Raw genomic sequence first — 24534 nt, forward strand, 5'->3', positions numbered from 1 at the left:
TAATTACAGAGGTAATTGTTGTAAGTCGTTTAGCGGTAAATTAGTTGCAATGTTTTTTAGTGCAATGCCGCTGGGTAAAATAAGTTCTGGCGCAAGTTCAAGCAGTGGATACACCACAAACTCGCGTTCGTTCAAGCCATAATGGGGCACAGTTAAGCGTGCAGTATTAATAATTTTATTACCAAACAAAAGGGTATCTATGTCTAGCGTTCGAGGACCCCAACGTTCAGCTTTTCTAACACGGCCGTGCTCTAGTTCAATTTTTTGTGTTAAATCAAGTAGCTGTTCTGGTTCAAGATGGGTATTAATACATGCAACTGCGTTAATGTAGTCGGGTTGGTCTTGCGGTCCCATAGGTTTACTTGCGTAATAGTGAGACACGCTTACAAACTCGCTATGCGGCAGTTTTTTAAGTGCCGCAATCGCGTTATCAAGCTGTTGTTTAGGCGAGTTTAAGTTAGCACCTAACCCTAAATAAACACGGTTCATGTTATTACTCAGCTGGCTTTCTTGGTGCGCGGCGACGAGAGCGTTTACGCGGCTTTGGACCACCTTGATGACCTAAGTTTTTAACCATGTCTTTTTGACCGTTAATATCTTGGCTAAGGTATTGAGTCCACCACTGTGCAAGTTCTTTATGCTCAGTTTCACCCGCATCAACGCGCAATAATAAAAAGTCGTAAGCGGCTTTAAAGCGCGGTTGTTGCGTTAACCTGTACGCACGTTGGCCTGCACGTTTATCTAAACGGTGCTGGATATGCCAAATATCGCGTGCACCCAACGTAAAGCGTTTTGGAACTGCAATATGTTGTGCGCTTTCGCTTAGTACTTTATTCATTGCTTGTGCAAAGGCATCGTACTCGCTAAGTTGTTCTTCGGCTTGAAGCTTTTTGGTTATTGCTAAAAGTGGGAACCATAATAGCGCGGCAAAAATAAATGCAGGCGTTACTTTTTTATCTGCATTTATGCGTTTATCGGTATTTTGAAACATTTGCTGAACAAAGGCTTGTTCTAAACCATTTGGGTTGGCTTCTAAAATTTTATCTAGCGCAGGAAATAATGCACGGAAAAGCCCGTATTGGCGAAGCATTAAAAAGTTAGCTTCAGCTTTACCGTTTAAAAACAGTTTAAGTACTTCTTCAAACAAACGCGCCGGTGGAATGTTATCAAGTAAGCTGGCAAGCTCGCTGATCGGCTTTTCGCTATTAGGCGCAATGCTCATATCAAGCTTTGTTGCAAATCGTACTGCGCGTAACATACGCACGGGATCTTCACGGTAGCGTGTTTCAGGATCGCCAATAAGCTCTATTTGTTTTGCTTTAATAGCGGCTAAACCATTGGCGTAATCATGAATGCTAAAATCGTTAATTGAGTAATACAGCGCGTTAATTGAAAAATCACGACGCTCGGCATCTTCTTCAATGCTACCAAATACGTTGTCACGTAATAATTGCCCTTCAGTACTTGATTGGCTTATTTGGTTTTTAGACTCAGGCGCTTCGTGATGACCGCGCATGGTTGCCACTTCAATAATTTCACGGCCAAATACAATGTGCGCTAAACGAAAACGGCGACCAATTAACCTACAGTTTCTAAATAGCTTTTTAACTTGGTCGGGTGTTGCGTTAGTGACTACATCAAAGTCTTTAGGTTGTTGACCTAACAATATATCGCGAATACAACCACCAACGAGGTAGGCATCAAAGCCACCGTCTTTTAATCGGTATAAAACTTTGATTGCATTTGGGCTAAATTGTTTACGAGAAATACCATGCTCACCGCGCGTGATTACTAATGGTTCGCTGCTTACAGAGGCAGAGGCATTTTCAGCACTCGTATTTGGGCCGATTATCTGTCGGCAAAATTGAAAAAGCTTGGAAATAATAATCCGTCTCCTAGAAGGTGTTGATTGGCCTTTCATCGCAATCAAAAATAACCGCAAATAGTGGTGTTAAACCCCAATACTCACCGTCTTACTCAAATAGCACATATTTAGGCGGCTATCATATACCAGCAGGGTTTAAAAATTAAGTTGATGTGTTGAAATTAAGCTGTTTTTAACGATTTTATTTACACAGTTTAGTAAATTGCTTGGCTTAACTTGTTTGCTACTGAGAAATTTGTATTTCAGCGACTTGCGGCACTTGCTTTAACTCAAAGGTATTTACGCCCCACTCAATGAGTTGCTCAGTAGTTAAATCCATTAAATTGGCATGAGTTGGCAAGCCTAAAAATTCAAAGGCACTTATCAATGCGGGTTTTGGCTCTGCTTTACTAATTGCAGGAGCATAGTTTTGTTTAGATAGTTTAAAACCGGGCTTGGCAACGGCTAAAGGTAAGTGAGCAAACTCAGGAATAGGGTGATTAAGTTGTTTAAATAAACTGATTTGCCGTGCTGTTGGCTCAATTAAATCGGCGCCTCTAACAATCCTATTTATGCCTTGATCAATATCGTCCACAACAACCACTAATTGGTAGGCGAATAAGCCATCACTGCGCTTTATTATATAATCTTCGTGTGCCAGCTCGCTACTAACACAAATATCACCTTGAATCAGATCGTTAAAGTGTGTGGTTGCATGGCATTGTGTTAATCGTAGTGCGCCTGTATCGGTTGGGTGTCCAAGGTTTTTACACTGGCCTTGGTAAATTCCACCCAATGCTTTTATTTGTTTTCGGCTACAGTGGCAAGCATAAACACATTGTTGATTTTCAAGGGAGCTGACTACGTCTTGGTATAAATCGAGCCGCTTAGTTTGATAAACAACTGATTCATCCCAGTGGAGGCAATAGGCTTGTAAGGTATTTAGAATATCGGTGTCGGCATTTTTCACCACTCGAGTGGTGTCTATATCCTCGATACGGACGAGCCAAGACCCTTTATTTGCTTTTGCATCAAGGTAACTGCCCACAGCCGCAACAAGTGAGCCAAAATGAAGTGGCCCAGAAGGAGACGGTGCAAAACGACCGCGATAGTTGCGCATAGGCGCAGTAACGGCTGCAGGTGGCATGCTAATTAATAGGGTTAATTAGCCGCGTCCAGCTTGTTTTTCTTTAATTTCTGCAAGTGTTTTACAGTCTACGCATAAATCGGCAGTTGGTCGCGCTTCTAGGCGGCGAATACCAATTTCAATACCACAAGACTCACAAAAGCCAAAATCATCTTCTTTAATTAAAATAATTGTTTTTTCAATTTTTTTAATTAATTTACGTTCGCGGTCACGAGTTCGAAGTTCTAAAGAAAACTCTTCTTCTTGTGCAGCGCGGTCAACTGGGTCAGGAAAGTTAGCAGCTTCGTCTTGCATATGCGATTTTGTACGATCAACTTCATTGCGTAAATCGTTACGCCAAGTTTCTAAAATCGTTTTGAAATGAGCACGTTGTGCTTCATTCATATACTCTTCGCCTGGTTTTTCTTGGTATGGTTCTAAACCGGCTTGAGCCAATAAACCATGTTTCTTTTGGTCTGGCATAACTCTCTCCTAAATCCTTAATTTAATGCCTCAGCATTAGCCGGCGGTATAAATAACAGAAACTTATACCCTAGGCAAATTTATTTTTAATTATTCGAATTAGCTTCAACCATGCTTTGCGAGTAAAAAGTGCGTTAAATGAGGGTGCTTATTTAACTAACTTACTGGTTTGTAAAACTTGCCTTTATATGGGGGCAAAACTTTAAAAAACAAGTTTAACTCTGGAATTGATTTTTATTGCTTCAATCTTTTCATCGCGTTGTTTGTTCTAATTACAATTACCGAGCTTAATGGTTGGGTTATACACTAAGCTACAAATGCTATTTTTTTATGAAGAACGACTTCGTTTGCGCAAATAAGTGCTTTATAAGCGATAACTTCAACACCGCCATCGATGGCTTGTTGTAAAAGCGCTGCGTATTTTTCATCAATATGCGCCGCCGCGCTGACAATATTAATCCCCTCATGCAAAACAGCGAACAGTAGTACGGCGCGATGGCCTAATTCGACCACTTCAATAAGTTCGCGAAGGTGTTTTTGTCCACGCAGTGTTTGTGCATCCGGAAAGTAACCTTGGCCGCTGTGTGGATCATCTTGGCTTATTAAAGTGACCGATTTAACTTCAACGTAGCAGCTTGGTTTGTTTGGGGTTGTGAGTAAAAAGTCGATTCGGCTATTTTCACTGCCGTATTTAACTTCACTTTGAAGTTGCCCATAGCCTGTTAATTCATCAATCACTTTATGATTAATCGCTTCTTCTACTACTTTATTGGCTACCGCTGTATTAACACATATTAATTGCCCTAAATTGTTTTTGGTCAGCTCTAATGAATGTGGATATTTTCGTTTTGCGTTATCGCTGGTTGAATAAAAAGCAGTAAAACCTGGTTCGGCGCAGCCGGTCATTTTTCCGGTGTTAGCACAATGGGCGGTAAACTCAGCGCCATTGTTTAATTTTAAATCAGCTAAAAAGCGCTTGTAGCGTTTTAATAGTGTGGCTGATTGCAGTGCAGGTGTGTACTTCATGGTTGTGTCCAATGCGGTTAAATAGCGTGATAGGGGTTATTTATCTCAAGCTGTTGGGAACTTAGGCGCACTATAGTAAACTCAACAGCACATTTAAGTGCAAGGATATTCTAACATGAGTGAAAAATTTGTTGTTCAACTAAGCGAACACGCAGCACCGAGTCATTGGGGCGAAAGCGCAACGTTGTCTTTTAACGAGCGTGGCGCAACCGTTCATTTATCTGAGCAAGAAACATTAAAAAATGTTCAAAAAGCAGCGCGTACAATTGCTAATCAAGGTGTTAAGCATGTTGAGCTTGCGGGCGACACGTGGTGCACAGAAAGCCAATGGGCTTTTTATCAAGGCTTTGTAACACCAAAAATGTTAAATGGTGTTGAATTTGTTGATAACGCACAGTCAGATCTTAAAGAACTTGCGCATTTAAAAAGCTCAGCAACATGGGCGCGTGAAATGGTTAATGGCACCGCAGATGATATATACCCTGAAAGCCTTGCCGAAAAAGCAGCTGAGTTTATTCAATCGCTTGCGCCAGAGCACGTAAGCTATCAAATAATTAAAGGCGATGCGTTATTAGAGCAGCAATGGATTGGTATTCATGCTGTTGGTCGCGGAAGTGTTCGCCCTCCGGTATTGTTAGAGCTTGATTACAACCCAACAGGCGACGATAACGCACCCGTTAGTGCAGCCCTTGTGGGTAAAGGTATTACGTTTGATTCGGGCGGTTATTCAATTAAATCGAGCGAAGGCATGCTAGGAATGAAGTGCGATATGGGCGGTGCTGCAACAGTAACGGCTGGTTTAGCACTTGCTATTAATCGTGGCATAGAAAAGCGCATTAAATTATTTTTATGTTGTGCTGAGAACTTAATTTCTGGCCACGCTTACAAATTAGGCGATATTCTTACTTACAAAAATGGCACAACCGTTGAAATTGTAAATACTGATGCAGAAGGGCGTTTAGTGCTTGCCGATGGCTTAATGGCTGCGGGTGAAACAGGCGCGCCTTTAATTATTGACGCTGCAACATTAACAGGGGCAGCGTTGGTTGCTGTTGGTCAAGAATACAATGCGTTGTTTGCACTAGATAAAGAGCTTGCGCGTGAGGTTGAAGGCTTTGCATCTCAAGAAATGGAAGCAGCTTGGCCATTACCACTTGAAAAGTGGCACCAACAAAACTGCCCATCACCTTATGCTGATACGGCTAACAGCCGCGCGCAAAAAGGGGGCGGCTATGGTGGTGCGTCAAATGCTGCAGGCTTCTTATCACGCTTTGTGCCAAACGATGGCCAAGGTTGGGTACACATTGATTTAGCTGCGGCATTTAACATGGGTAGCACGAGCCAATGGGCTGCAGGCGCAACAACACAAGGTATGCGCACGGTTGCTCGTACGTTGCTAGAAAAAGCATAATATTAACTAAGTTAGGCTTTTTATATTTAAATTAGGCACCGTTTGGTGCCTTTTTTGATCTACAAGCAAGCAATTTTATTTAATTTACGGTAAAATCCATCGCCAATACCTGTTTGAGTGGCTAAGTTGGTTTTACTCTAAACTACGCTCAAATATAATATCCACCACTGGGGTTTCTAACTATGTCAGATAAGTGCTATATCACAGCTCAACAGTTACTTGAAGATTCATTCCGCGTAGCGGCACAAGTATACAAAGACGGCTTTCGTCCTGATTTTATTATAGGTATTTGGCGAGGTGGTGCACCAATTGGTATTGCTGTGCAAGAATATTACGATTACAAAGGTATTGAAACTGACCACATTGCAGTGCGTACATCGTCTTATTATGGTATTGGCCAGCAATCAAAAGAAATTAAAGTACATGGTTTACATTACATTGTAGAAAACGCTAATGCGGGTGATTCTCTGCTTATTGTTGATGATGTATTTGACTCAGGGCGCAGTATTGTTGCACTAAAAGAAAAGCTTTCAGAACTAATGCGCTTAAACTTACCGCGCGATATTCGAATTGCTTGCCCATACTACAAACCAAAAAATTCAAAAGTAGATACCGTGCCTGATTACTACATTCATGAGTCGGAAGAATGGTTAGTATTTCCGCATGAATTGTCGGGTTTAACACCGGATGAAATTATTGAAGGTAAATCTGACTTAGTGAAAATTCACGATATTTTGTTAGAAGACTAATACAACGAGTGCATCAAATGCATATTTAGCCTTAAGAACGTGTTATTTTTTTAGGGCAATAAAAAAGGCCTTAATTGGCCTTTTTTGTGTGCTTAGAGTTGTGCAAAGCTGTCTACATATTCACTAAGCATTGGAATATCGACCGCTTGTAAACCATTAGTGCTTCTTTGCACTAGGCCTTTTTCTACTAACTCTGTTACAACACGCCTGTAAGCTCGCTCAGTGGTTGCAAAACGTTCTGCCTCTGCGTTTACCGTTGGGTAGGCTCTAAGTAGTGTAGGGTTGTTATTCTCGGCTCTCAGCAGGCAATCTTTAGCTATATTGTAGCTAAGTGGCAGTAATAGCTTATCTAAGTTGATTTTTTGATTTTCTTGAAACTTAGCCGCAATAGTTTGTGCTGTGTATAAACTTAGCTCTGGTTTTTCGAGCAATAGTGCACGCCAATGTCTTAATTCAATCAGGTTGTAAGTCACATCACTAAAACACGTTACCGTATAAATACACGGATTGTTGTTAAGTGCTTCTATTTCACCTATCAGGGTATTATTACAATCCAGTTGTCCTAGCAGCAGGCGTCGTCCGTTTCCTACGTCATAACTAAATGACACAGTGCCGCTGCGCACAAGCACAAGCTTGCTTAAAGGCTGATCTTGATGGATCAGCACTTCTTTTTTTGATTGTTGATAACTACTACCTGCAAAGGTTAATAGCTGTTCAACAAGATAACTAGAAAAATGGTATTGAAACATCAATATGCTCTTCGGACATTTGTCCTATTTATTATGTTTTAATGACGGTAGCATTAACACATTAAGAATTTACGCTAACTTGCTACTAATACTTTTAGCTTTGCTATGGGTATTATTTTACCTTCATTTCCCGTGTAATGATTTAAGAATTTGTTGGTTTTTTTGCCGGCAAACTTTTTCAGGTTTTTAAGCAAGTTAGCTTTTTATTTACGTATGTCACTTCGCTTAATTATTAATATGAGAGAGCTACCCTCTTACTAGCCAATTATTTTTCAAAATCTAAATAACGCTCATAATTAAGCAAAGTGCTATTACTTTGCAATACTTACAACTGTAATAAGTTAGCATTAGTGTAATGCTAACCCAAAGGTTAGGAGAGAACAATTGAGTTGGGAATATTTAGGCTATATTGCGTCAGCTTTATTGGTTGCATCACTCACTATGACCGATGTAGTAAAGCTTCGTTGGTACAACATGTTAGGATGTATTGTGTTTACGGCTTACGGTGTAGCCATTGGTGCTGTTCCCGTTGTTTTTACCAACGCGTTACTGGCATTGGTTAACTTGTATCACATTATAAAATTATACCGTCAGCCAAAAGCTGTTCAGCCAGAGGCACAGCGGCCAAAAAACTAAATGACATGATTTTTAATAAAAAGGGTTAACTTGCGTTAACCCTTTTTTGTTTATTTAGCATCACTCTCTTTTTTATCGAATCGCTTCATACCGGCAATCCATGTTTGTAGTACCTGGGTTTTGTATATATCTTCAACGGGTACTTTAAAGTAATCTTTATCCACTAAAATAAAATCGGCCCATTTACCTTGCTCTAAGCTCCCTATTTTAAACTCTTGATGCGCTGCATAAGCACCGCCCAGTGTAAATGCACGTAGTGCATCTTCGCGGCTTAGTACTTCACTTGGACGCCAGCCGTTTTCAGGCAGTTTGTTATGATCCATTCGCGTTATTGCTGAATATAAACCATCAAACGGGTTTGCAAGCTCTACAGGGTAGTCAGAACCCGCAGCAACCACTGAACCTTGTTGTAAAAATGTTTGCCATGCGTATGCAAAGCTAAGTTGCTTTTCAGTTAGGCGTTGCTCTGCCATATGCATGTCAGACGTAGCGTGAACAGGTTGCATTGATGGAATAATTTTTAGTGTTTTAAATCGAGGAATATCGTCTGGCGTTACTATTTGTGCGTGTTCTATGCGGTTGCGCAGTAAAATACCGCCTGTTTTTTTAAATACATTTTCGTAGGCGTCTAAAACCACACGATTGGCCTTGTCACCAATGGCATGGGTGTTGGCGGTAAAACCGTTTTTAAAGCTTTGCGTAAATAAAGCTTCGAGTTTTTCTTGGGTTTCAAGCATCAAACCATGATGGCCAGCACGGTCGGCATAATCTTCAATAAGCGCTGCGCCACGCGAGCCTAATGCCCCATCGGCATACACTTTAACACTGCGAATTTCCATAAAATCGTAGTTATCGTGATATGGCCCCGCTTTTAACATCGCTGGTAAATCTGGGCTAGCACCACTTAGCATTGCCACAATACGCAGAGGTAAATTACCTTGATCGCCGCGCTCTTTGTACACTTCCCATGTGGCTTTATCTATGCCAGCGTCGTGAGTAGAAGTAATACCTAGGCTTAATAAGTGCTTTCCTGCGGCATCTAGCGAGTTGCTAATATCTTGTTTTGAAGGGGCTGGCATGTGCTGAACAACTAACGACTCAGCTTTATCAACAAAAATACCGGTAGGGTGACCAAATTCATCTTTTATTACTTCACCGCCTTTTGGCGATTTTGTATCGGCGTTAATGCCCGCAAGTTCAAGCGCTTTTGAGTTAACCCAAATTGCATGGCTATCAACACGAGATAAAACAACCGGACGATCGCTTACTACTTTGTCTAAATCTTTAGCGGTAGGAAAGCGCGTATCTGGCCATAACTCTTGGTTCCAGCCTCGGCCAATGATCCAACCTTGTTTGCCTTGCGCAAATTGCTTTAGTTTATTTGTAACGTCATCAACCGACTTAGCGCCGCGTACATCAAGTTGCGATAAGTTATCTCCTAGCCCAATAACGTGGCCGTGAGCATCTATTAAGCCGGGCAGTAATGTGTTGCCTTCTGCATTTATTAATTTTGCATCTGGAAAGCTTTCTTTTAGTGTGTCGCCGCCTACTTTTACAACTTTGCCATCTTTTATAACTAAAGTGCTAAATTGCTGAAGTTCACCTTTTTGCATTTTGCCTTTATAAAGCGGGGTGTAGCCATTAGCATTATAAATAACTTTGGTTTGTGCAATGGCAAAGCTAGAGCCCGCACAAAGGCTGGCAAGTACAAGTGGTTTAAGTAATTTTTTGAGTAACATAGGACACTGTTTTGTTATTTTTAGTGCAATAACACTAGCAAACCCTTTTTTAGAATACCAACAGGATGCGATAAGCTCGTAAAATAGACAGTTAAAGCTAAGCTGGTTGCTTAGCTGTTAAATTAATTGCCTAAAACCTAAAGTCAGAAAGGTTACTTAAGTTAGGGCTACTTACTGGCATATAAATGGTATTCGCTAAGTGTTAGCCGGCCGTCTTTATCTTGGTCGTAACGAATAAACTTAGACCACAAGGCGGGGTCTATTGAGGCTTCAGAACGCGTTAAAAATCCGTCTTTGTTTCGGTCTATTTTTTTAAACTGGTTGTTAATAGTGTCACTTGAAGCAAAGCTTGATGCACTAAATACGGTTAGAGTGCATAAAATAAATAAGCGTATGGGGTTCATTAAAATACTCAATAAAGATTGTTAGTAAGATAGTTTTTAAATTCAATTAATGAAATTTGTTTGTCTTGATTTTTATCCCACATTATAAACGTGCTAAGTAACTGTGGCTGCCGCTCTAATTCGTTATGGGTAAGGTAACCGCTTTTATCTGTATCAAGGTGATCAAAGCGTTGTTTTACATCAAGTGCAAAGGCATTAAAACTTAACAGCAATGCCGTGGTAGTTACAAAGCAACGTATCTTCATGGTAGTCCTTCCAAAAGGGTAATTAAGTTGTATTTAATAACAAGGTATAAAGCTTGATAAGATAAAGCACTTGCCATAATTTAACTCCCAACATTAAATCCTTTTACACACTCCCTCAGGGATTATGGCAAATGCTTTAGTACACTTTACAAGTTAAAAGCTTAAGCAAAACTTAACCTGTTACGGCTTAAAGTTTTCAAACTCTGCTTTAGAGATCATCTCATCTTTGTCTTCGTCTAAATCGGTAAACTGTCTAAGTAGCTCTTTATCCTGCTTAGCTTCAACAAACGAGATACTGCCGTCCATGTTTGTATCTAAGTGTGCAAATCGCACAGCCGAAGGAGAGGCCAGCACTGTTGCACTAATAGCTAAAAATAATAATAAAAACGCGGCAATAAGTTGTTTCATAATTTCATTCCTTTTGAAGTTGAATTATTGAATAAATTTACTAAATTCATTTAGCGACAGTTGACCATTTTGGTCTGTATCTATTTGTGCAAAGTTTTCTTTAAGCACAGCATCCATTTGGGCCTCAGCTTCGCTTAACAAGCCGTTATTATCCTTATCTAGCGCATCAAACGTAGCCTCAACGTCCATAGCATGTGCGTCTGTATTAACTAAACCTAATGCAAGTAATGTTGAAAAAACCAACGCTTTTGCTCTCATGAGTATTTCCTTATTAAATTCATTTGTCATACCTACTAACAAAAAGGGTGCCATGTTTTGTTTTTGTTTATTTTCAATGGTTTATGTTTTGTTACTTAAAAGGGAAGGTAAAAATTACACATTATGTGTGTAATTTTGTATGAGTACAGCAACAGAGTGTGAGATATTTTGTATGATGTTAACTAAATCAATAGGTTGCAGTGTTGCTATTTAGCAACACTATAGCGAGTGAATATTAATATGGTTCAGCATGTGTATAGGCGGTATTGATAATAATAGGCGAGTTATTTACTGATAGAGTTTTCTGCAATGGCTGCAACGTTTACTAAACATTACAATGCAATGCTTAATTGGCGCCCTAATTTAATAGGGCAGTTTGCGTTAAGTATGCTGCTGTCGTTATTGCCACTGTCTATAGTGGTCATTGTGTTTTTAAATGCGTTAAACAAGCAGCTAGCAACCACTCAACAAATTGTAAGTAATAATTATCAGCTTACAAAATCGTTCGCTAGCTTAAAGCAAGACCTTAACAGTCTTGAGCGCGCAACAAGACAAAACTGGGTATTAAAAAGTGATTCGCTCGACACCCTCATAGTTGATAAATGGCAATCTTCAGTACAAAGCATAAACGACCTTAAACACATTAATACAAACCCAGATTACACACGCCAATGGGCACAGCTATTAAATGTTTTACAAACAGCACACCAGCAACTTGTTGATCAAAAAAAGCAAGATGCAGCGCTATTTGTACCTGTAAGCGAGTTAATTACAGCGCTTACAGTGTGGCTTAAAAATAAAAACGAAGCGCAAATAACCCTTAATCAAAACGAGCTAGCTAGCCTACAAACGTCGTTTATAAATTGGCTGGTGGCACTTATTCCACTTACTTTATTGGTTGGTGGTGGCTTTTTATGGCGTATAAGTGGGCGCTTAAAGGGATTAACTAGGGTTATTGATAAGCTAGGGCAAGGGGATTGGCAGCAAAAAATAGCGGTAAAAGGCTCGTCAGAGTTAGTCGAACTTGGAGAAAAACTACAGTGGGTACAAACTCAGCTGCACATGCTTGAGCAGCAAAAGGATACGTTTTTACGCCACGTAACACACGAGCTTAAAACACCGCTTGCCTCTATGGTTGAAGGAACCGATTTACTAACAGATGAAATTGTTGGCCCCATTAATGACGAACAAAAAGCAGTGCTTTCCCTTATAACTCAATCTATGGTGCGCCTTCGCATGATGATAGACAGCCTACTGAGTTATAACGCTATTAGATCAACAATAAATAGCTCAAGCGAGGTTAATATTGATCATTTAATTAAAAAAATTAATGGCCATTTTGAGCATCGTCTAACGGCTCGAAAGCAACGTATTCAGTGGCAAAACACTGTTTCAAGCACTGTCCTTGCTCTTCCTAATGAGCTAATAGAAATGATGCTAATTCAGTTAATTTCAAATAGCTTAAAATTTTCTGATGATAACCAAGGTGTGACTGTAAATTTAAAATGCGAGCAACATCACCTGTGTTTGGTTGTGGCCGATAATGGCTGTGGCATTAAAGAACACGAAATAAACCATATTTTTAGTGCGTTTTATCAAGGTAAACATGACCAAAGCATTACCTTACAAGGCAGTGGTTTGGGCCTAACAATTGTAAAAGAGACGGTTGAGCAGCTACAAGGCACATTAAGTGTTGAGAAAAATAAACCACACGGTTGCCGTTTTTTAATAAAAATACCAATCAGTAAAAATTTAGGAGTTAATTAACAATGCGCATACTCACTATTTTATGTGTGCTTGCAGGTAGCCTAATTGTATCGGGTTGTGAGCTTAATAATGGCACGCAAGCGCAGGGCGGTAATAAAACATCAAATACTAAAAACGTATCTCCTAGCCCCAAGCCAATGCCTAAATTAGCCCCCATTTATCCTTCATCTGAGCGGGTTATAGCGCTCCATGCAAATCAATGTGGTGGGTTTACATTGCCACCAACAAAGCGGTCATTTAAAGGTGAAAATGAGCTAAAAGCATTTTTTAAATTTATGTGCTTAAAAGTAAGTACCGACCCAAATACAGTAATGACCAAGTTACTCAAACTCGACCTAGCCTATTTTTGGCCTGATGATATAAAGCAGTATTTATGGCTGCAAAAACAGCAGATTACCTTACAAATAAACGCTCAAAAAGAGCAACAAGCACTTAATAACCAAATGCAGAAAACCCTGTCGTCGCTGGCAGATATAGAGCAGCAGCTATTACTTCGCGAAGACACTAAGGAGCAGTAACCATGGCCACAAATAGTCCGCACAAAGCAAAAGTGTTATTAGTTGATGACGATGCAAGTTTATTAAAGTTACTTGCTATTCGTATTGAATCAAAAGGCTATCAAGTAACAACTTGTGAAAGTGGCTTAGCAGCGCTACAAATTTTAAAAAGCCACGTGTTTGATGCCGTCATTACCGACTTACGAATGGATGAAATGGACGGCATGGCGCTGCATCGTCAACTGCAAAGCCGATACCCTGCATTACCGGTAATTATGATGACAGCGCATGGCTCTATTCCCGATGCGGTTGAAGCCACTAAACAAGGCATTTTTGCCTTCATTACTAAACCGGTCGATAAAGACGAGCTATTTGATAGCCTTGCAAATGCAATAGAGATTCACGGTGTAAATACCGATGAAGCCCCATCAAAAAGTAATATAGTAACGCGCAGTGGTGCCATGTTGCACTTGCTTGAACAAGTTAAGTTACTTGGGCCTACTCACGTTAATGTGCTTATTTCGGGTGCTAGTGGAACGGGTAAGGAGTTATTAGCGCAGGCTATTCATCAGCATAGCCAAGTAAGTAACGGGCCCTTTGTGGCTATAAATTGTGGTGCTGTACCAGGGGAGCTTTTAGAGTCTGAATTATTTGGCCATAAAAAAGGAGCGTTTACTGGTGCTGTAAAAGACCACCAAGGTTTATTTCAGCAAGCGCAGGGCGGTACATTATTTTTAGATGAAATTGGCGATATGCCCCTTAACTTACAAGTAAAGTTACTGCGTGTACTGCAAGAAAAAACCATTCGCCCAGTGGGTTTTCAAGAGGAGATCTCAATTGATGTGCGTATTGTATCGGCAACTCACAAAAACTTACCCGAAGCCATTAAAAACCAACAGTTTAGAGAAGATTTATACTACCGCCTAAATGTGGTTAATTTAAAATTACCGCCACTGTGTGAACGCCGTGAAGACATAAGCCTACTAGCCCAATATTTTAGCGCAAGTATCGCTAAACGAATGAACCAAAATGAAAAACATTTTGCCAATGATGCTATGCACGCATTGGTACGTTATGATTGGCCGGGAAATATTCGTCAGTTACAAAATGTTGTTGAACAAGTGGTAGCCTTAACACCCGGTGAGGTTATTTCAGCGCATTTAGTATTAGCAGCACTCGATAGCAACGAAAAAAGTGTAGAGCCACTCTCATTAAACGACGCTAAAAAAGAGTTTGAACGTGATTACGTTATTAATACGCTAAAAATGGCAGGCGGCAACGTAGCAGAAGGCGCCAAGCTTGCTAAGCGTAATCGTTCAGACTTTTATAAACTCATTAAAAAACATAATATTGACGTTGATACTTTGGCGTAAAAAATTAAAGGAATCCTCATGCAGTTATTTATGGTGTATTTAGGCGGGCGAATTCAAGGCTGCCACATAGAAATGCACGACATTCGCTTTGTAGTTGGGCAAAACATAGAGCAAACCTACACCAAATTAAAAAGCCAATGGGTTGGCGACAAAAACAGCGTACACATGGATAGTTTTATGGCTGTTAACAATATTGATGGCTACAAAGTAGAAGTGGTAGAGGGTTATGTTGAACAAAATAAACAGCTTTATTTTGTAAACTTAGGCGCTTACAGAAGCAACTCAATGGCAGAGCAACACGACTTTGCATTATATGTAGCAAGCAGTAGTGAAGAGGCAAAGCAGCGTGCTAAACATGATTTATTAGCAGGCCTGAGCCATATTCATAAAGACGACTTACACGACGTAGACGATTGCTTTGCAATTGATTTACTCGACAGCCAATTAACAATAAAACTTAGCCCAAGCGGGCTTTCACAACCCATAAAACCGGATTGGTTTGGTTACCATGTTTTATAAGTTAAGTAACCTGCACACTGAATAATAAAGCTATTTTAAGCCGCTATTTTTCTTGCTCATTTTTTTCGCTGTTTGATGCCAGTTTAAAGGCCACAATAACTAAGCCAAACATAGCAAACGGCAAGGCTGCTAACATATACTCAACCATGTTGCTGTCTTGAAAGTTAGCTTGCAATAAAAAGTGCCCCGCCACACACATAACAATAACGACGAGTAAAATTGGCAGCAGCATGAGCTCTTTTTTTGATGAATGATTTTTCATTGAATAACAGCTTAAACAAAAAATGATGCGCTATTGTAATGAGCTTACATATGCTTGGCAAACCACAACGCTTTTAATGATATGATTGCTATAAATGAAGTTTGTAAATGAGTGTGGAAACAACGTGGAAAGAAGCTTAAAAAACGTTTACCTAGTCGGTGGAGCAGTACGCGATAAACTGCTAAACATTGCATCAAAAGATAACGATTATGTGGTTATTGGCGAAACGCCCAGTTCCATGGAGTCGCTTGGCTTTTTACCAATAGGTAGCGACTTTCCTGTTTATTTGCACCCAAAAACAAAAGAAGAATACGCACTAGGGCGTACCGAACGAAAAAGCGGCAAGGGTTATACAGGCTTTGTAGTAGACGCTAGCCCTAGCGTAACACTTGAAGAAGACCTCGCAAGGCGCGACTTAACCATTAACTCTATGGCGCTTGACGAAAACGGTAAAATTATTGACCCTTTTAATGGCCAACACGATTTACAAAACAAAATACTGCGCCACACTACACACGCCTTTGTAGAAGACCCTGTGCGAGTGCTGCGTATTGCACGGTTTTTAGCGCGTTACGGCAGCGATTGGCAAATCCATCCCAGCACTTATGCGTTAATGCGAGAGCTTAAAAATAAAGGCGAGCTTAACCACTTAGTGCCTGAACGGGTATGGTTAGAAACCGAAAAAGCGCTTGGCGAAAAACACCCTGAGCTTTATTTTCAAGCATTAGATGGACTGGGTGTTTTTCCTGAAATAGAACAAATGAAAAACGTACCACAACCTGCCAATCATCACCCTGAAGGCGATGTATTTGTGCATACAATGTTGGTGCTCAGGCGTGCAGCCGACTTAAATTTTAATTTAGAAACCCGCTTTGCTGCGCTTACCCACGATTTTGGTAAAGCCCTTAGCTATAAAATACGCGGCAATTTACGCGGTCACGAACGCGAAGGTGTAGCGGTGGTAGAGTCATTTTGTAATCGTTTAAAAGTACCTAATCGTTTTCGTGATATTGGCGTATTGACCAGCGATAACCACACTTTATGCCATACGATTGATCAGCTTAGGCCGCAAACTATTCATAAATTAATTGTCACTAATTTAAATGGTTTGGTGCACCCTGAACGCTTTTTAGCATTTACTCAAGCCTGCCAGTGTGACGCGCAAGGTCGCGGAGAAACACTGGTTAATAAGCCTTACCCGCAGGCAATTAAGTTGTGCGCCATTCATAGTAAATTACAGCAAATGGATAAAAAGCACATAGTGCAAGAGGCGCTTAAAAGTGGCAAAAAAGGCCCAGAAATAGGCGAGGCAGTAAAGCTGGCAGAAATAAACTGTATCAAAGCATTTTTAAGTGATGAGCCAAGTACAACAAGCTAACTAGTGTAAATTAAGTCAAGTACTGAGATACGCCTTGTTCATCAAGGCGCGGTACTTTTTGAAGGTCGTTTATTTGCGTATGCTGTGGTTTATTTGCCTCTGGCTCAGCGTTTTTATCAGATTTATATAAACTAAAAATAAAGTCGAGCTCTTCTCGTTCAAGTGATGGGGTCACGGCAAATCCTACTGCTTAATGCGTTAATATAGCCCCAGAGTATGTGAACGCGACTGAATTAAAAGTGAATACTTACAAAGGAAGGTGACTGTTTATTTCCTCACTGTTTATTAGCACATTACTTTTCTGTCTAATATTACTGATCTCTACCATTTTGGTGTATTTCTACATTTAGAATATTTAAATGCTATATAACTATTTGTTTACATGCGCTTATTAGCTGGCTACATTGGATTGATTGTAATATTTGGACATATGCCGGTTTATAAAGCGACACATGTCGGATACAAAGTTGTTAAGTTTCTAGGAGAGTCATGAGAGAGCATCGGATAAATTCTTTTGGTGAATTACATACTGTCTTACAAAGATTCAAGAAATCGAATAAGTGGGTTTTTCGTGGTCATGTAGACCCAAGTTGGGAATTATTACCAAAAGCTGGAAGACTTCCTTATTCGGATTCAGATGACTTAAATATCCTAGACTCTTGGAAAAGACGTGCTGTAGAGTTTTTAAATTCGGTTCCAGACAATGATTGGGATTGGATCGCTATTGCACAACACCATGGGTTAGCAACTCGATTACTGGATTGGAGCTATAACCCTCTTATCGCCGCATATTTTGCATCAACGCATGAACATGATACTGATGCTCATATATATTGTTATAAACCCAATTGGTATTTAATAGCCGAAAAAACTAAACCGAAAACCTATAAGGGTGTGTCTCTATTTAAACCAAAAGGAGTCGTACCAAGAATAACAAGGCAAGGTGGTGTATTTACGGTACATAGTGATCCAACTATCCCACTTAACAAAAGCTTAGATAAAAAAGATGAACTTGAATTAATCATCATTTCAAAAAGCTATGTACGTGATTTGCTTTTTGACTTAAATCATTACGGTATTAATAGTGCAAATGTATTCCCTGATCTAGACGGTTTATCTAAGCACGTAAATTGGTACTCTGAAAATAGAAATTTCTGGGACGGTGGGCTCGGAGAAGACGAAACTTAACAAGTCGTTAAAGCAGGACAAAAAAAGTTGGTTTTTGCTCGTGCCTCGCATATTTTAACCAACTATTTTTAGCCTCTTAACGAGGCGTTATGTTTTCATGGAGCCCGTAGTGAGTTCAAGTAACTGGGATAGTGCTGTAATAAAAAGTATTGGCTATGTTGGTATAGGAATCGCCGTTTGGTTTTTATTCAATGGACTGGCACCTTCATCACTTGATGATATTTATGGACTTGCCGTTACTTTTTTACTTTATATTAGTGTTTACCTACTAATTTCTATCGTTGGTTGGTTAGTTGTTGGCTTTCCTGTTCACTGGTTTGTAAAAAAGTACACTAACGGCTCTTATGCTTTTTATATCGCAATACCACTAATAGTTGTTGTTGGTGGCTTGTTTAACAACACTCCTCAAATATTAGGTTTGGCGGCATTATTTCAAGCCTTTTTGTTTAGGTATTATCTGAACAAAAAAACATAAAAAGGGTTTTCAAGTCGGACAAATTACAGTTGGCTTTTGTTCGTACCTCACTTATTTTAGCCAACTACAATTTGCCGCTTAAAACGGCGTTAAATTAATAGAGAGTCTATGTCTGTTATTCGTAGTTCAGTATTTCAAATTATTTTTAAATCGATATTTTTACTAGTATTTAACTTTATCGGATTTTTTCTGATTTACGCAGCTGCTCTTTTGTTAGTTAGAGAGAGCAATACCCCGTTATCGTTAATTGAACAACTTTCGGCGTTAATTTTAGCTTTGTTTACAACATCTATTTTTGCTTGGTGGATGGTAACTAGTTTTCGTCAATACGAAATCAAAATAGATAGTGAATCGATCCTACTCAAAGGGTTATCGAGCTGGAAAAAAATTGATAAAACTATTTTACTTTCTGACATTGATGGTGCAGAAATAGGGACCGACTTAGCTCTATTTAAGGGAAAAAAGTTGGTGGTGAAACTTTCAATGGTTTCTATAGCATTTGAAACAGATTCGCTTAACAAAAATATAAAAAATATTGTCGTCTGAACTGAAATAACAAAATATAAAGAGTAATTTAACAAGGGCTAAATATCAGCGGGCTGTTCGCTTTGCTTCATTTAAGCCAACCATTTTAAGTCGACTTTGAGGGTCTTACATATAAAGAGGAGTACTTACAATGGTTCGTCAATCACGTAAATTTAAAATATTTGCTGCAATAATTACCATCCCATTATTTGCGGTATTTTTATTTGGGTACAGCTTTATTATCTTTATGTATGCTGATGGGTTAAGCAACATTGAGCACTACTTCTTACTTGGTTTAGGTTTTATTGGTATTCTTTTGTGGGCAAAAATGTCCGTGAATATGATTAAAGACATAAGATTGATTAAGGTGTAATAACAAGAAAGATATGCGTTCAATTCAATTTTTAGGTTTATTGACATCAATAGTGTCATTTTTGTGTTTGTTTTGGGCTTTAGCTCCGCTTTCGCCTGACAGTAGCGCTTCAGTAGAAGGTGCTATTGGCTTGTTTTTAATGTTTGGTGTAGCACCACTTTTTGGTTTTTCAGCCTTGTTGTTAATTCCTTCATCTATCGCACTATTTAATGCTAAGTTAAGAGCGAACACTTATTTTTATGGTAAGTTTTGGTACGGTGTATGGGGCATTAATAGTTTGATATCTATAGGGTATGTGTTTGTAATTTTATATATTGGTTATATTTACTTAACTTTAAAGTTAGCAACTAGTACTGTAATTAAACTTCAGTGAAATAACGTTTTACGCTCACTTTAATCCACCATTAAATTGGTATAGCTATGTCGTCAGGAGGCTCGGGAAAACATGGACGAACTTTTTAGAAAATATGCGGCGGCTTTTGATGCATTCAACCCACAAGCAATAGCTAACCTTTACCGTTTACCTTGCGCTATTGCAGACGGCGACGGTGTACAAACATTTACAGATAAAGATGCTCTCGTTAAAAAGTTTACTTTTAATTGTGAAACTATGCGCAGTTTAGGTTACCAGAATACTGAATTTAACGTGCTTGAAAAACAACAACTGGGTAAAGATAAAACCGCTGTTACCATTGGGTGGCGGCTTTATAATAAAGGCTCAAATATAGATTTTCGTACACTTTATATTTGCCACCAAATCGATAACTCATGGTTCATATTTAGCGCTAATGTTTACGAAGGTAGTTTCGGTAATGGCTGCTAGTTTGTTAACAAACACATTTTTTGTTCGTTGGGGTGTATACGCTTATGAAAGTTTTACTCTTGTGTTGAACGTTACCGAGCACGTTGTTGATTATTTAAATACCACTACTTATGAAGCATGAGCTCTGGGTAGAAAGTAATGATGAGCAAACATTTTGTTTGTCTGGTCCACAAGGAGATGAGGTTCGAGCTCTTCTAGGAACTGAGGCTAAACTTATTTGAATTTGTGAAGCTTCATCTCATTTTGAGGCAATGACCAAGTATTACAAATATATGGGTTGGGGAGAGTACAATACTGAATTCCCTGAATACGACAAAAAAACATATGCAGAGCTTGGGGGGACATGATTTCACTTAATAAGCAGCTAATTTTTCCCGCCAATTACACTTATTTGTTTCTTGCATTTAATTAGAACTTTCAGCTAGCCCCATTAGGTAAGGCTAAAAACGACTTAAAACTAAATAATTTTCAACTAATTTGCTAACGGCAAACTCACTGTAAAAGTGACCCCATTATGTTGTGTGTTATTTTGCGCAGTTACACTGCCTTTATGGTAATCGCACACCAGCCTTACAATATAAAGCCCCAAGCCTAAATGCGGTTGTTGCTGCATGTGCTGGCTGCGCACCGACACCATAGAATCAAATATGTGCTCGCTTAGCCCTTCGGGTAATAATGGGCCTGTATTACTTACGCTAAGAACGGCTTGTGAATCTTTGCTTTGTAACGTTACGTTAATTGCGGTATTAGCTTGGCTAAACTCTAATGCGTTATTAATGAGCTTATCAAGCAGCTGCGCTATAAACTCAGGTGCGCCTTGCATAGGTAATTTGTTTTGGCATACATCAAGCGTAAATAACTGGTTTGGGTAAGTAAGCTGATAGCCTTGCATGCAACCATTTATTACTTTTTGCAAATCAAAAGGCTCAGGTTCGTTACTTTGAATACTTTGCTCAAGGCGAGTAGCCTCACTCATGGTGGTAATTATTTTACCTAGGCGCTCTACACCTTCACTGGCGCGATCGAGGTATTTTTGGCTAAGTTCGGTTTGCTCCAAACTTTGTAAGTTTTCAAGGGATGATCGCACCACGGCAACAGGCGTGCGTAGTTCGTGAGATAAACGCGAAGACATGTTTTCTAAATAGTCGGTATAGCCGCCCAATCGGCTCACAATATTTGCAAAGCTACGCGACAGGTCGCCAATTTCATCATTAGAATCACTGTAACTAATACTGCCAGTAACACGCCCTTGTGCATCTATTGCTTGCTCTGCGGTATCGCGAAGGCGCCTAATACGGCTCGATATTCGTGATGCAAAAAAGAATAGAGTCACGGTACCAATCAGCATAACGGCTAAAATAACGTTAAATAACTTTTCGAGCGATTTATTACGAAGTGTACGTACACCATTTGTAGTTTCTTCTGCTATTACTGCACCAATGACTTTGTCTTCAATCCAAATAGGGTAGGCGGCAGATAAAATAACGGCTTTGCTATCGGGGGTGAGCCGCCAAGACGATGCAGGTTGGCCTTTTAATGCATTAGCTAAATGACTGCCTTGCATAGATGCTACGTCGTGTAGGGTATCTATAAATTCGTTTTCAGGTCGGGTTAAAATTTTATAATAAAGTGGGTGCAAATAGGTTTGCTCAAAGCGTTGCCAGGCATTTTTTGGTGGCTGATTTTTAAGACCATCGGCCCATACTCCATCAGCGTTTTGAATCGTGCCAGATTGCGCAAGTACGCGGTGATGATTGTCTACCACCCATATGCGGCTGCCACTGTGGCCCATTCCTTTTAAAATGCGGCTAATTTCTGGTGAAGGCACAAGCACTGAGCCTAAATCGCTTGGGTTATTTAAATTAGAGGTCGACATAACGTTAGCGTTAGGTAATTCGCTTAAGCTATCGGTATCTACAATAGCAAAACCCAGTTTGTTTCCTAGCATGGCTAACGGAAAGCGCAGTTCAACGGTGTAGCCTGTTTGGGTGCGTTTAAAATAGCCCTGAATTTTTGTGAATGGTGCTTTGGTGTCTGCATTAAATGCATTAACCCAGCCGTCTTGCCTTGGGGCGATGATATAGGTATTAAATTGGCCACCAGGGGCTTTTAAACCAATTTTTAAATGGTCGTTATTAGTAATGCTTAAGCTGTTTTTAGCACGATAAATAAGTGTGTTATCGGTCACATTAAAAACGGCATATAAGTAGTTATCAAATTTGCCTACCATGTGGTCGAACGATAAATCGCTGGCTTGGTGGTTTTTATTAGTTTTTTGTAAATAGCGTTTATCGTAATGCCAAAATAACGGTTTGTAGGGCTCCCAGTCGGTTAGTTTGCCATCGAGCTGAATAGGGTTTTTTAAGTTATAGGCGTATAAATCGCGGCCTTTTATTACTTGGTCTAAAAAATTGGTTTGCTCGTCAAATAAGGCAGGGCGTTCGTGCAGAGCAGTGGCAAGTGCACGCGTTGTGCCTACGAGAGTTTTTTCTTGGCCTTGGCGTAAAAACTTTTCCATTTCCCATACGTACTCGTAGCCTAGCCACGGCAGTAAAAATAAAAAACAAGAAAGCACAATAAACTTACTACGTAGGCCAAATCTAAGCATTAATGCTGCTCCCACCTATAACCCATACCATACACGGTATCGATACAATCAAATTGTGAGTCGAGGGCTATAAATTTTTTACGAATGCGTTTTACATGAGAGGTGATGGTACTGTCGTCCACATATATTTTTGCATCGCTCATTAAATCGTTACGGCTTTTTACATGGCCCGGACGCTGCGCTAGTGAATGCAGCATCCAAAACTCGGTCACGGTTAAATCCACTAATTGCTGTTGCCAAAATACCTGCATGCGCTGTGTGTCGAGCGTTAACTGCCCGCGTGTTATAAGTGCATTGGCATCGGCAGGGTGTTCAAGGGCTTCCATTCTGCGAAATAATGCGCCTATTCGGGCTGCTAAATGTGCCAAGCTAATGTCTTTTGTTAAGTAGTCGTCAGCGCCCATACGTAGGCCGCAAACCGTGTCTATTTCGCTATCGCGTGCGGTTAAAAAAATAATAGGGAGCGTTTTAGATAAGGTACGCAGGGTTTGGCATAGTAAAAAGCCGCCATCAATTTCGTGGCCAAGGCCTATATCAACGATGGCTAAATCGGGGAGTGCGTCTTTAAATGCACTTTCTGCCGTTATGCGGTCGCTGTAACCACTCACTTGGTAGCCTTGTGCGCCTAACATTTCCATGTAGTTTTCGCGAATGGCGGTTTCATCTTCAATGATGGCTATTTTTTTCATTCTACACACCCTTATTTATTTTAAAACGCACTATATCGAAGTTTTTCAGCTATGTACGGTTAAAAAGGCAATTGCCATTTTTTTGCCACAATTGCTCAGCGGTTTGCCATTTTTGCTCCCCTTTGTTGCCACTTGATGCTGTTTTAATGCACCTATCGAAACAAAACATCACAAAGTTAAATCAATTTTAAGGATCATATTATGAAGAAGACATTAATCGCGCTAACGCTTGTTGCTGGTTTTTCTACTCCGACATTTTCATCGGCTTCTGAACATTCGCCCTCAAAAGAAGCAACTCAAGAAACCGCAATAGGTTTAGGAACTGGCGCTATTATTGGTGGTGTGGTTGGTGGACCAATTGGTGCGTTTATAGGCGCATTTGCTGGTGGTTTAATTGGTGATGCAAAAGTCGCCGACAACAAAATTGACGAACAACAACGCGCCTTGGCCGTAATGAAACAAAAAACCAACGACTATCAACACGTACTTAATCATAACAATCTGTTAGAGCAGCAATTAGAGGTGCTAGCACAGCAAAACGAGCAGTTAACACAATCTCAAATTAATAACCTGCTTGCGATGACCGTTCAATTTAAAACGGGTTCAAGCACCATAGCGCCTCACTTTGCTAAACAGCTCGACCAGTTAGTTGTACTTTTAAACAACCAACCTCAATTAGCGCTTGATTTAAGTGGCTTTGCCGACCAACGAGGAGATGAGCAAGCCAACCTTCTGCTCTCTAAAAAGCGTGTAAATGCAGTGCAAAGTTATTTAATAAAACACGGCGTTAGCCATAAACGTTTAAGTACGCAAGCCTTTGGTGAACAACACACATTGGCAAATAGCAATACCACAGAAGATAACTTTTTTGACCGTCGAGTAACGCTGACTACCCGTTCACTAGCGCCTGTAAATGGCCAAACGGCGAGTAACTAATTTTAGCATTCGATGGAGTGATT

General features: G+C 39.9%; 30 protein-coding genes. 15 read left to right on the forward strand and 15 right to left on the reverse strand.

Going from position 1 to position 24534, the window contains the following annotated elements:
* Window positions 1–3 precede the first annotated feature (3 nt).
* The 5 genes from folK to sfsA form a co-directional block, all read right to left on the reverse strand.
* Complete coding sequence (folK, locus tag AC27JL_RS01835) at window positions 4–489, reverse strand: 2-amino-4-hydroxy-6-hydroxymethyldihydropteridine diphosphokinase (RefSeq protein ID WP_487194665.1); 486 nt, start codon at window positions 487–489, stop codon at window positions 4–6.
* Window positions 490–493: 4 nt separating this feature from the next.
* Window positions 494–1921, reverse strand: a complete 1428-nt coding sequence (pcnB, locus tag AC27JL_RS01840) for a polynucleotide adenylyltransferase PcnB (RefSeq protein ID WP_006791876.1) — start codon at window positions 1919–1921, stop codon at window positions 494–496.
* A 187-nt stretch (window positions 1922–2108) separates the two neighbouring features.
* A complete protein-coding gene (gene gluQRS, locus AC27JL_RS01845; protein ID WP_008130954.1) occupies window positions 2109–3011 on the reverse strand; it encodes a tRNA glutamyl-Q(34) synthetase GluQRS in 903 nt (300 codons plus the stop codon).
* 18 nt (window positions 3012–3029) lie between these two features.
* Window positions 3030–3473 (reverse strand): RNA polymerase-binding protein DksA, encoded by a 444-nt coding sequence (gene dksA, locus AC27JL_RS01850; RefSeq protein ID WP_006791878.1) that lies wholly within the window; start codon window positions 3471–3473, stop codon window positions 3030–3032.
* Between the two features lie 306 nt (window positions 3474–3779).
* Entirely contained in the window at window positions 3780–4499 is a 720-nt protein-coding gene (sfsA, locus tag AC27JL_RS01855) for a DNA/RNA nuclease SfsA (RefSeq protein ID WP_487194666.1), read from the reverse strand.
* A 115-nt stretch (window positions 4500–4614) separates the two neighbouring features.
* On the opposite strand from sfsA, the gene pepB reads away from it, so the two are divergent.
* Both pepB and AC27JL_RS01865 read left to right on the forward strand, forming a co-directional pair.
* Entirely contained in the window at window positions 4615–5910 is a 1296-nt protein-coding gene (gene pepB, locus AC27JL_RS01860) for an aminopeptidase PepB (protein ID WP_058428430.1), read from the forward strand.
* Window positions 5911–6092: 182 nt separating this feature from the next.
* Complete coding sequence (locus AC27JL_RS01865; protein WP_006791881.1) at window positions 6093–6659, forward strand: phosphoribosyltransferase; 567 nt, start codon at window positions 6093–6095, stop codon at window positions 6657–6659.
* Between the two features lie 92 nt (window positions 6660–6751).
* Here AC27JL_RS01865 and AC27JL_RS01870 read toward each other — a convergent pair whose 3' ends face one another.
* Window positions 6752–7408, reverse strand: a complete 657-nt coding sequence (locus AC27JL_RS01870; RefSeq protein WP_006791882.1) for a Crp/Fnr family transcriptional regulator — start codon at window positions 7406–7408, stop codon at window positions 6752–6754.
* 384 nt (window positions 7409–7792) lie between these two features.
* On the opposite strand from AC27JL_RS01870, the gene AC27JL_RS01875 reads away from it, so the two are divergent.
* Window positions 7793–8044 carry a uroporphyrinogen decarboxylase gene (locus tag AC27JL_RS01875; protein ID WP_410899382.1) on the forward strand — a complete coding sequence of 84 codons (252 nt, stop codon included), beginning with the start codon at window positions 7793–7795 and terminating at the stop codon, window positions 8042–8044.
* Window positions 8045–8094: 50 nt separating this feature from the next.
* On the opposite strand, the gene AC27JL_RS01880 is transcribed toward AC27JL_RS01875, so the two are convergent.
* From AC27JL_RS01880 to AC27JL_RS01900, 5 genes are all read right to left on the reverse strand, one after another.
* Window positions 8095–9783, reverse strand: a complete 1689-nt coding sequence (locus AC27JL_RS01880) for an amidohydrolase (RefSeq protein WP_487194667.1) — start codon at window positions 9781–9783, stop codon at window positions 8095–8097.
* A 167-nt stretch (window positions 9784–9950) separates the two neighbouring features.
* The gene (locus tag AC27JL_RS01885) at window positions 9951–10187 is read right to left on the reverse strand and encodes an EF-hand domain-containing protein (RefSeq protein WP_487194668.1); all 237 of its coding nucleotides are present in this window, start codon (window positions 10185–10187) and stop codon (window positions 9951–9953) included.
* An 8-nt stretch (window positions 10188–10195) separates the two neighbouring features.
* Entirely contained in the window at window positions 10196–10432 is a 237-nt protein-coding gene (locus AC27JL_RS01890; RefSeq protein ID WP_006791886.1) for an EF-hand domain-containing protein, read from the reverse strand.
* Between the two features lie 180 nt (window positions 10433–10612).
* The gene (locus tag AC27JL_RS01895; RefSeq protein ID WP_487194669.1) at window positions 10613–10840 is read right to left on the reverse strand and encodes an EF-hand domain-containing protein; all 228 of its coding nucleotides are present in this window, start codon (window positions 10838–10840) and stop codon (window positions 10613–10615) included.
* A 24-nt stretch (window positions 10841–10864) separates the two neighbouring features.
* A complete protein-coding gene (locus AC27JL_RS01900) occupies window positions 10865–11098 on the reverse strand; it encodes an EF-hand domain-containing protein (RefSeq protein WP_006791888.1) in 234 nt (77 codons plus the stop codon).
* A gap of 309 nt (window positions 11099–11407) precedes the next feature.
* Here AC27JL_RS01900 and AC27JL_RS01905 point away from each other — a divergent pair, with 309 nt between their 5' ends.
* Genes AC27JL_RS01905 through AC27JL_RS01920 form a run of 4 tightly spaced genes read left to right on the forward strand, consistent with a single transcriptional unit; the run spans window position 11408 to window position 15254 of the window.
* Window positions 11408–12865 (forward strand): HAMP domain-containing sensor histidine kinase, encoded by a 1458-nt coding sequence (locus AC27JL_RS01905; protein ID WP_487194671.1) that lies wholly within the window; start codon window positions 11408–11410, stop codon window positions 12863–12865.
* 2 nt (window positions 12866–12867) lie between these two features.
* The gene (locus AC27JL_RS01910; RefSeq protein ID WP_487194672.1) at window positions 12868–13383 is read left to right on the forward strand and encodes a hypothetical protein; all 516 of its coding nucleotides are present in this window, start codon (window positions 12868–12870) and stop codon (window positions 13381–13383) included.
* A gap of 2 nt (window positions 13384–13385) precedes the next feature.
* Window positions 13386–14735, forward strand: a complete 1350-nt coding sequence (locus tag AC27JL_RS01915; protein ID WP_487194673.1) for a sigma 54-interacting transcriptional regulator — start codon at window positions 13386–13388, stop codon at window positions 14733–14735.
* Between the two features lie 18 nt (window positions 14736–14753).
* The gene (locus AC27JL_RS01920; protein ID WP_487194674.1) at window positions 14754–15254 is read left to right on the forward strand and encodes a DUF1543 domain-containing protein; all 501 of its coding nucleotides are present in this window, start codon (window positions 14754–14756) and stop codon (window positions 15252–15254) included.
* 43 nt (window positions 15255–15297) lie between these two features.
* Here AC27JL_RS01920 and AC27JL_RS01925 read toward each other — a convergent pair whose 3' ends face one another.
* Window positions 15298–15516, reverse strand: coding sequence for a hypothetical protein (locus tag AC27JL_RS01925; protein ID WP_487194675.1), 219 nt, complete (start codon window positions 15514–15516; stop codon window positions 15298–15300).
* A gap of 94 nt (window positions 15517–15610) precedes the next feature.
* Here AC27JL_RS01925 and AC27JL_RS01930 point away from each other — a divergent pair, with 94 nt between their 5' ends.
* Complete coding sequence (locus tag AC27JL_RS01930) at window positions 15611–16894, forward strand: multifunctional CCA addition/repair protein (RefSeq protein ID WP_487194676.1); 1284 nt, start codon at window positions 15611–15613, stop codon at window positions 16892–16894.
* 10 nt (window positions 16895–16904) lie between these two features.
* Here the strand turns inward: AC27JL_RS01930 and AC27JL_RS01935 are convergent, their stop codons facing one another.
* Window positions 16905–17069 carry a hypothetical protein gene (locus AC27JL_RS01935; protein WP_487194677.1) on the reverse strand — a complete coding sequence of 55 codons (165 nt, stop codon included), beginning with the start codon at window positions 17067–17069 and terminating at the stop codon, window positions 16905–16907.
* Window positions 17070–17383: 314 nt separating this feature from the next.
* On the opposite strand from AC27JL_RS01935, the gene AC27JL_RS01940 reads away from it, so the two are divergent.
* The 6 genes from AC27JL_RS01940 to AC27JL_RS01965 all read left to right on the forward strand — a co-directional run bounded on the left by AC27JL_RS01940 (window position 17384) and on the right by AC27JL_RS01965 (window position 20278).
* Window positions 17384–18082, forward strand: a complete 699-nt coding sequence (locus AC27JL_RS01940) for an FRG domain-containing protein (protein ID WP_487194678.1) — start codon at window positions 17384–17386, stop codon at window positions 18080–18082.
* A gap of 109 nt (window positions 18083–18191) precedes the next feature.
* The gene (locus AC27JL_RS01945) at window positions 18192–18557 is read left to right on the forward strand and encodes a hypothetical protein (RefSeq protein WP_021032388.1); all 366 of its coding nucleotides are present in this window, start codon (window positions 18192–18194) and stop codon (window positions 18555–18557) included.
* Between the two features lie 108 nt (window positions 18558–18665).
* Window positions 18666–19103 (forward strand): hypothetical protein, encoded by a 438-nt coding sequence (locus AC27JL_RS01950; protein ID WP_008130430.1) that lies wholly within the window; start codon window positions 18666–18668, stop codon window positions 19101–19103.
* Between the two features lie 130 nt (window positions 19104–19233).
* Window positions 19234–19455: a hypothetical protein gene (locus AC27JL_RS01955; RefSeq protein ID WP_305397592.1), complete on the forward strand. Its 222-nt coding sequence runs from the start codon at window positions 19234–19236 to the stop codon at window positions 19453–19455.
* 13 nt (window positions 19456–19468) lie between these two features.
* The gene (locus AC27JL_RS01960; RefSeq protein WP_487194679.1) at window positions 19469–19828 is read left to right on the forward strand and encodes a hypothetical protein; all 360 of its coding nucleotides are present in this window, start codon (window positions 19469–19471) and stop codon (window positions 19826–19828) included.
* Window positions 19829–19900: 72 nt separating this feature from the next.
* A complete protein-coding gene (locus AC27JL_RS01965; protein WP_487194680.1) occupies window positions 19901–20278 on the forward strand; it encodes a ketosteroid isomerase family protein in 378 nt (125 codons plus the stop codon).
* Between the two features lie 472 nt (window positions 20279–20750).
* On the opposite strand, the gene pdsS is transcribed toward AC27JL_RS01965, so the two are convergent.
* Window positions 20751–22886: a proteobacterial dedicated sortase system histidine kinase gene (gene pdsS / locus AC27JL_RS01970; RefSeq protein ID WP_487194681.1), complete on the reverse strand. Its 2136-nt coding sequence runs from the start codon at window positions 22884–22886 to the stop codon at window positions 20751–20753.
* Entirely contained in the window at window positions 22886–23575 is a 690-nt protein-coding gene (gene pdsR, locus AC27JL_RS01975) for a proteobacterial dedicated sortase system response regulator (RefSeq protein WP_039036477.1), read from the reverse strand. The genes pdsS and pdsR overlap by 1 nt, the downstream gene beginning before the upstream one ends.
* Window positions 23576–23776: 201 nt before the next feature.
* Here pdsR and pdsO point away from each other — a divergent pair, with 201 nt between their 5' ends.
* A complete protein-coding gene (gene pdsO / locus AC27JL_RS01980; protein ID WP_487194682.1) occupies window positions 23777–24511 on the forward strand; it encodes a sortase-associated OmpA-like protein PdsO in 735 nt (244 codons plus the stop codon).
* Window positions 24512–24534 lie beyond the last annotated feature (23 nt).

This window comes from Pseudoalteromonas sp. 4NS20-0020 (assembly GCF_057554385.1).